10 protein-coding genes are annotated in these 7,344 nt (G+C 69.9%); 3 read left to right on the top strand and 7 right to left on the bottom strand.

Translation table 11 applies throughout. The features are described from left to right. Positions 1-215 precede the first annotated feature (215 nt). Positions 216-512, top strand: a complete 297-nt coding sequence (locus V7050_RS16110; protein ID WP_324368487.1) for an antibiotic biosynthesis monooxygenase family protein — start codon at positions 216-218, stop codon at positions 510-512. A gap of 128 nt (positions 513-640) precedes the next feature. Here V7050_RS16110 and V7050_RS16105 read toward each other — a convergent pair whose 3' ends face one another. Continuing rightward, positions 641-838 (bottom strand): hypothetical protein, encoded by a 198-nt coding sequence (locus V7050_RS16105; RefSeq protein ID WP_324368485.1) that lies wholly within the window; start codon positions 836-838, stop codon positions 641-643. Between the two features lie 147 nt (positions 839-985). Then, positions 986-1,606 carry a L,D-transpeptidase gene (locus V7050_RS16100; protein WP_324368483.1) on the bottom strand — a complete coding sequence of 207 codons (621 nt, stop codon included), beginning with the start codon at positions 1,604-1,606 and terminating at the stop codon, positions 986-988. Positions 1,607-1,781: 175 nt separating this feature from the next. Here V7050_RS16100 and V7050_RS16095 point away from each other — a divergent pair, with 175 nt between their 5' ends. Beyond that, positions 1,782-2,258 carry a CAP domain-containing protein gene (locus V7050_RS16095; RefSeq protein ID WP_324368481.1) on the top strand — a complete coding sequence of 159 codons (477 nt, stop codon included), beginning with the start codon at positions 1,782-1,784 and terminating at the stop codon, positions 2,256-2,258. A gap of 25 nt (positions 2,259-2,283) precedes the next feature. Here the strand turns inward: V7050_RS16095 and V7050_RS16090 are convergent, their stop codons facing one another. From V7050_RS16090 to V7050_RS16070, 5 genes are all read right to left on the bottom strand, one after another. Further along, a complete protein-coding gene (locus tag V7050_RS16090) occupies positions 2,284-2,868 on the bottom strand; it encodes a L,D-transpeptidase family protein (protein ID WP_324368479.1) in 585 nt (194 codons plus the stop codon). A 134-nt stretch (positions 2,869-3,002) separates the two neighbouring features. Continuing rightward, entirely contained in the window at positions 3,003-4,043 is a 1,041-nt protein-coding gene (locus V7050_RS16085; protein ID WP_324368477.1) for an NADP-dependent oxidoreductase, read from the bottom strand. A 33-nt stretch (positions 4,044-4,076) separates the two neighbouring features. After that, positions 4,077-4,676 carry a LysE family translocator gene (locus tag V7050_RS16080; protein ID WP_324368488.1) on the bottom strand — a complete coding sequence of 200 codons (600 nt, stop codon included), beginning with the start codon at positions 4,674-4,676 and terminating at the stop codon, positions 4,077-4,079. 319 nt (positions 4,677-4,995) lie between these two features. Further along, the gene (gene rlmN / locus V7050_RS16075) at positions 4,996-6,174 is read right to left on the bottom strand and encodes a 23S rRNA (adenine(2503)-C(2))-methyltransferase RlmN (protein WP_324368475.1); all 1,179 of its coding nucleotides are present in this window, start codon (positions 6,172-6,174) and stop codon (positions 4,996-4,998) included. Between the two features lie 89 nt (positions 6,175-6,263). Continuing rightward, positions 6,264-6,794 (bottom strand): invasion associated locus B family protein, encoded by a 531-nt coding sequence (locus V7050_RS16070; RefSeq protein ID WP_324368473.1) that lies wholly within the window; start codon positions 6,792-6,794, stop codon positions 6,264-6,266. Between the two features lie 202 nt (positions 6,795-6,996). Between V7050_RS16070 and V7050_RS16065 the strand changes: the two genes are divergently transcribed. Next, a partial coding sequence (locus V7050_RS16065; protein WP_324410828.1) for a sigma-70 family RNA polymerase sigma factor occupies positions 6,997-7,344 on the top strand: 348 nt, incomplete at its 3' end.

Here is a 7,344-nt window from a genome sequence, read left to right as displayed (position 1 = left end):
GGCGATCGGGCCGCGCCGGCCCTGCCGGGGGCCGGCGCGCCTTGCGCACCGTCCATGGCCGCCCCGTCCCGATCCTCGACCGGCGGTGTTGCTGCACTCCCCGCGCCCTGCGCGGCCTTCTTCCTGTCCCGAGGCTCGGGTCATGCCTGGGCCGATTCGGAGCCACCGCGGTTCGGTGCTAGACTCCCCTCGCGAGGCAAAAGGGGAGGCCGGTCATGATCCTTCGCATCTTCCGCGCGATCGTCCACGAGGGCCAGCAGGGCGCGTTCCGCAGCTTCGTCCTCGAGACCGCGCTGCCGCTGACGCGCACGCAGGAGGGCCTCGTGTCGGTCACCGTCGGCCTGCCGCGGCCCGACTCGCCGCGGGAGTTCTCCATGGTGACGGTGTGGCGCGACCTCAAGGCACTCAGGGCCTTCGCGGGCGAGAACTGGAACCGGCCGGTGGTGCTGCCCGGGGAAGCGCATCTGCTCGAGGCCTCGCATCTCCACCACTACGAGGTGGCGGAGGGCTGAGCGTCGGACGGGACACCCTGCAAACGGAAAGAAGGACAGCGTCGCAGACACTGTCCTTCTTCCCTGTGAAATTCACACAGGCCAGGCGACCCGTCGGCCGTCGACCCGCGCTCTCTGTCGCGAAGCGATCAGGAGTCGTCGTTGGAGATGGCGTAGGCGATCGCGGCGAGACCGATCACCGGGATGAGCCAGGCGGCATTCGATCCGCCCATCGGGGCCGGTTCGGCGACGACGACCGGCTCTTCGGGGGCCTCGAACACGAGGTTGCCGGCGAAGGCCTGGCCGGCCAGCAGGAGCGCCGCCGCAGTGGTTACGAGATACTTCATTGTTATCCTCCTCAGAGAGTGCGGGTCTGCGAAACTGCTAGCTCGCCCGGACCTGCGATCGGACAAGCTAATGTCTGGAACCTAACCAACCTTCCCTCGCGTTTTCAATCGTCGAAAGCCGGCTTTTCGAGTAAATCACAACTGTTGTCATATTAGCAACACCGGAGTGCCGACCTGCGCCCGATCGTACACCTCCAGGATGTGCTCGTTGAACAGGCCGATGCAGCCGTTGGACGATTGGCGCCCGATCTTGCGGATGTCGTTGGTGCCGTGGATGCGGTAGGCGCCGGGGAAGCCGAGGTTTAATGCGCGTATTCCGAGCGGGTTGTCCGGGCCCGGACCGACGTAGCGCGGCAGCGCCGGATTGCGCTGGAGCATGTTCTCGGTCGGCCGCCATTCCGGCTCCGGGCGCTTGAGCACGACCGTGGTCCGGCCGCGCCGGGTCAGGCTGCCGTTGAGCGGCACCGAGGTCGGATAGACCCGGTAGAAGCCGTCCGAGGCCCAGTAGTGCAGCACCCGGTCGTTGGTGTCGGCGAGGATCGCGTCCATGGAGATGCTGTCGAAATGGTCCTGCCAGCGGCGCATCCGCAGGCTGGAGATGCGCCGGAGCAGGCGGGCGTCCTGGGAATCGGGCACGTAATCGTCGAGCCCGACCTCCTCGGTCGAGGCGAGGGCGCCGGTCGCGCCGAGACCGGCGCCGAATGCTGCGAGCGCCGCGAGCCGCCCGAAGGCGCGGCGTGTGTGCCTGGGGTATTCGTTGCTGCTCATGTCCGCCTTCTTCCCGTTGCGGATGAAACTGGCGCAGTAATAGGCCTCCCGGCGCCTTGTCGCAACTCACACTTCGGCCAGCGGGTTCCACCGGCGATGCAATGGTTTCGGTTTGAAGGCGCATGCGAAAGCCGCTAAGCAGCGGGCGGTGAGCAACCATTCGACGGATCCCGCCATGTTTCGCCCGTTCCTTGCCGCCCTCACCGTCCTCGTCGCGCTCGCGGCCTGCGAATCCGGCGGAACGGGGCAGAAGATCAATCCCGCCGATGCCGATGCGATCAGGCTGCGCAATCTCGACGCGGTCAATGCCGCCCGCGCCCAGGCGGGTGTCGGCCCGGTGCAGATCTCGGCGCAGCTCAATGCCGCCGCCGCAACCCATGCCCGGGACATGGCGGTGCAGGGGCGGGCCTGGCATTTCGGCTCCGACCTGACCAGCCCGCGGGAACGGGCCTTCCGCGCCGGCTACCGCGGCGAGGTTCTGGGGGAGAACATCTCTGAGGGCGCTGATTCCGACCTGACGGTGCTGAAGTCCTGGCTCGATTTCGCGGATACGCGCAACGTGCTGCTCGACCCCGCAGCGCGCGGCCTCGGCCTCGGCTGGTACGAGGAGCCCACGGGCAAGATCTGGTGGGTGCAACTGCTCGGCGAGTGATCGCCGAGCAATCCGCCCGGGCAGCTCAGCCCAGGATGGTGATCGGGGTGCCCGTGGGCACCAGGGTCCAGATCTCCTCGATCTCCGCGTCGCTCACCGCGATGCAGCCGGCGGTCCAGTCCTTCTTGCGCCGATCGGCGCTCTGGCGCGGCCCGCCGTGGATGAAGATGTCCCCGCCGGGATTGACCCCCATGGCCCGGGCGCGCGCCAAGTCGAGGGTATTGGGATAGCTGATGCCGAGGCTCAGGTAGAAGTCGCTGCGCGGGTTGCGCCGGTCGATCCAGTACTGGCCCTCGGGCGTGCGGCCGTCGCCGGCCGTGGTCTTGTGGCCGTCCGGCGCGAAGCCGAGATGGATCCTGTAGCGCCTGAGGATTTCCTGCCCGGACTTGAGCTCCAGGACGCGGTTCTTCTTGGACACCACGATATGGGTGGCCCGGGGCTGGAGGCGCTGCACGAAGCCGGCCGCCCTCGCGGGCGCCGCTCCGGATGCGAAGAATCCCGCCGTAAGGGCGAGGGCGCTGCGGCGCGTCCAGAGGGCCTTCGCAGCGGAAGTGTCGTCGGTAGCGGGATGATCTGCGCCATCCTCGATTAGCCACGTCCTCTCGGTCATGTACCTGCTCGTTTCGTTGCTCGTTGCGTCCTTGGGGACGTCGATATTTCTGCCTGATATGCTTTACATACCTCTAACGGGCGGTTTTGGGAACGGGGCTTGCGCGGGGATCCGCCGCTGCGGGCCCGGCGGGCTCAGGTTCCGGCCGGGTCGTGGCCGACGCGCACCAGTTGCTTGCCGAAATTGCCGCCATCGAGCAGGCGCAGGAAGGCGCCCGGCGCGGCTTCGAGCCCCTCGGCGACCGACTCGCGCCAGACGATCTCGCCCGAGCGCACGAGCGGCGCCACCTCGGCGAGGAACGCCGGCAGCCGGTCGAAATGGTCGAAGACCAGGAAGCCCTGCACCCGGAGCCGGCGCGTCAGGATCATGCGCCAGACCGCGGGCAGGGTCATCGGCTCGGCGGCACCCTTGCCCGAGAACCAGGCGATCATGCCGCAGAGCGCGATGCGGCCGTGGAGGTTCATCCGCGGCAGCACGGCCTCGAGCGTCCGTCCGCCGACATTCTCGAAATAGATGTCGACCCCGTCCGGCGCCGCGGCGCCGATCGCCTCGGAGAGTGCTGCCGCGCCGCCGGGCGCGCGGTGGTCGAGGCAGGCGTCGCAGCCGAGCGTCTCGACCGCATAGGCGCATTTCTCCGCCCCGCCGGCGACGCCGATCACCCGCAGCCCCCTGCGGCGGGCGAGCTGGCTCGCGAGGCTGCCCACCGCACCGGTGGCCGCCGAGACGACGATGGTCTCGCCCGCCTTGGCGCCGGCGATATGGTCGAGCCCGACCCAGGCGGTCAGCCCCGGCATGCCGAGCACCCCGAGCGCGGTGGAGAGCGGCGCGGCGGCCGGGTCGATCCTGCGCAGGGCCTCGGCCGGCACCACCGCATGGCTCGCCCATCCGGTGGGGCCGACCACAACGTCGCCGGGGGCGAAGCCGGGCGCCTGCGAGGCGAGGACCTCGGCCACGCCGCCGCCCTCCATGGTCGCGCCGACCTCGACCGGGGCCGCGTAGGATTTCGCCGCATCCATGCGCCCGCGCATATAGGGGTCGAGCGAGAGCCAGATCGTGCGCAGGAGAACCATGCCCGGCCCCGGTTCCGGCATCGGCGCCTGCTCGATGCGGAAGCTCTCCGGGCCGGGCGCGCCTTCGGGGCGCGCGGCGAGAACGATCCGGGTCATCTCGGGCATGGGTTCCTCCCTTGGGCTCCCGGCCCCGCGGGCTCAGGCGGCCTGGCCGAGCATCGGCCAGAGCGAGGCGACGAGCAGGACCGCCATGGTCCGGTTGAAGATGCGCAGCCGGCCGTGGCTGGTGAGCCAGCGGCGAATCCCCCGGCCCATGAGCGTCCAGCAGCCGACCGAGGGCAGGTTGATCGCGCCGAAGACCGCCGCGACCACCAGCACGGCGCCGACGTCGCGCGACGGCGCATAGAGCGTGATCGCGGTGAGCGCCATGGCCCAGGCCTTGGGATTGGCCCATTGGAAGAGCGCGGCCTGCAGGAAGGTCAGCGGACGCCCGGCCGCCCCGCCGGCCTCCGGCGGCGCGGCATTGGCGATCTTCCAGGCCAGATAGAGCAGGTAGAGCACGGAGACGACGCGCAGCGCCGCCTGGCTGCCCGGGACCATCTCGAAGACCTGCATCAGGCCGATGCCCACGATGAACACCATGAAGGTGAAGCCCAGGCCCACGCCGAGCATGTGGGGGATGGTGCGCCCGAAGCCGAAATTCGCGCCGGAGGCCATCAGCATCAGGTTGTTCGGCCCCGGCGTGACCGAGGACACGAAGGCGAATCCCGTCAGCGCGAGGAGCAGGTCGTGGGTCATGGCGCAGGGATAAGCGGCCAAACCGGCAATGTCACCGCCGATTCCGCTGCCGCGGGGCGGAGCCGGCCGATGTCGCAGACCAACAGCGCTTCCCAGTGCCCCGCAAAAAACGAGGCTCGGGTGAGAGAAAAGGCCGCGCCCCGCGCGGCCCGCACCGCACTCACGCGGACCGACGAGGCGAGGCGCCGGTGGCGCCTCGACCGGTCCGGTCGCCCGGAGGCGCGAGCCGCAGGGCGAGGGGCGCCGAGTATCACCGCCGATCGCCACGGGTCGATCGGGCTGGAACCCCTTGGCCACGGGAGAACGAGAGCCGCTGCTCTCAGACGCCGGCGGGACCGGCGGGCGGGGAGGCGGCGGGCCGCAGGCGCCGCGCCCGCTCGGTCGCGCTCTTCAGCTGGCCGCAGGCGGCCATGATGTCTTCGCCCCGCGGACGGCGCACCGGGCTCGAATAGCCGGCGCGGTTGACGATCGCCGCGAAGGCCTCGATGCGCTCGGGCTCGGACCGCTCGTAGGGCGCGCCGGGCCAGGGGTTGAAGGGGATGAGGTTGATCTTGGCCGGGATGCCGGCGATGAGCCTGACCAGCCGCCGCGCATCCGCGTCGCTGTCGTTGACACCCTTGAGCATGACGTATTCGAAGGTGATGCGCTCGGAATTCGACACCCGCGGATAGGCGCGGCAGGCGGCGAGCAGCGCGGCGATGTTCCATTTGCGATTGATCGGCACCAGCTGGTCGCGCACCGCGTCGGTGGTGGCGTGGAAGGAGATCGCCAGCAGGCAGTTGATCTCCTCGCCGACCCGGGCGATCTCGGGCACGATGCCGGAGGTCGAGAGCGTGATGCGCCGCCGCGAGAGCGCGATGCCCTCGTCGTCCATGGCGATGAGCATGGCGTCGCGCACCGCATCGGTGTTGTAGAGCGGCTCGCCCATGCCCATCAGCACGATGTTCGAGACCAGCCGCCGCTCGGGCCCGCCCCGGCCCCAGTCGCCGAGGTCGTCCCGGGCCACGAGGATCTGGCCGACGATCTCGGCGGGCGTGAGGTTGCGCACCAGCCGCTGGGTGCCGGTGTGGCAGAAGGCGCAGGTCAGCGTGCAGCCGACCTGGCTCGAGATGCAGAGCGTCCCCCGATCGGTCTCGGGGATGTAGACCGTCTCGATCTCGTGGCCGCCCTCGATGCGCAGAAGGTATTTCCGCGTGCCGTCCGAGGAGACCTGTCGGGTGACGACCTCGGGCCGGGCGATGGAGAAGCACTCGGTCAGGAGCGCGCGGTAGTCCCGGGCGAGATTGGTCATCGCCGCGAAGTCGCGCGCGCCCTTGTGATAGATCCACTGCCAGATCTGGCGCGTGCGCATGGCCGCCTGGGCTTCGGGCGTGCCGGCGGCGATCAGGGCGGCGGTGAGATCCGCGCGCGGCAGGCCCACGAGGTTCGGCCGCGCCGTCGCCGGTCGCGCGCGCGGCAGGGTGACGAGGTCCTGGGTGATCGGGACGCTGGCGGGCATGGGACACGGACTCGGCGGCTTCGGACGCGACCGAAGCCCGGCCGCGCGCCTTCACATAGCGGATCCGGCCAAAAACGCCAGAGTGCCTGCTATTTGCAGCGCGCCTCGGCGTCGGTGATCGCGGCGGTGAAGCCCGAGAGCGAGAAGGTGTCGACCGTCGTGGTTCCGCGGGCGGAGACGCCGGTGATCCTGGCATCCGCCCCGGCGCGCATCGCCGCGACCGCCCGGGCGTCGTCGGCGGGGTCGGTCCAGGCCCATTCCGCGCCCGCGCCCTCGCCGGGGCTGAGGTTAAAGCTGTTCGATCCGATCTCGAGCTTGACTGGATTGCCCGGCTTCAGCGGATAGCCGCTGTTGAAGCTGACCTCGTTGGCCACGCCCCGCTCGGGCCGGAAGGAGACATAGAGGCGGATGTCGCCGCGGTTGACCTCGACGGTCTTGCCGTCGCGGCGGGCGACCCAGTTCTCCGGCGGCGAGACGATGTAGCATTCCTTGGGATTGGCCGCGACGAAAACGCTCCAGTCGGTATGCGCGGCCACGCGCTCGGCCGACTGGGCGAAGGCCGGCCCGGCCACAGCGACCGCGAGGCAGACCGCGATCGGTTTCCACGCTTCGAACGTCATCCGTGAGGCTCTCCTGCTCGTTCACCAGCTTGTGTTCACCGGCCGAGGCTTGCGACACACCCGGTCCCGTGGTCAAGCTTGTTCTATGCCATGCTCTCGCTCTAGTTTAGCGTGACGGGAGGGGAATTTGCCAGCCCCTTGCGCAGTTTTCACCGAGCCGTGACGTCGATGGGCCGGGCGTCGGGAGACAGGGTCCGCAGAGATGGCCGTCACGACCGAGACGGATCACGCCCGGGCGAGCGACGCGGCGGTGCTGCGGGCGGTCGCCGCCGGCGACCGCTCGGCCTTCGTGGAACTCTTCGGCCGCTATGCCGGACGGATCAAGGGCTTCCTGATGCGCAGGGGCGCGTCGGAGGCCGATGCCGAGGAGATCGTGCAGGAGGTGATGGTCGCGATCTGGCGCCGCGCCGCGAGCTTCGATCCCGAGCGGGCGGCGGCGGCGACCTGGATCTTCACCATCGCCCGGAACCGCCGCATCGACCTGGTGCGCCGGGCGCGCCGACCCGAGCCGGATCCGCAGGACCCGCTCTTCCGGCCGGATCCCGAGCCC

Origin of the sequence: Amaricoccus sp. (assembly GCF_036846665.1) — a bacterium.
Classification (GTDB): domain Bacteria; phylum Pseudomonadota; class Alphaproteobacteria; order Rhodobacterales; family Rhodobacteraceae; genus Amaricoccus.
Note: the sequence above shows the minus strand (reverse complement) of the source record. Positions and strands in the feature narration are given on the sequence as shown.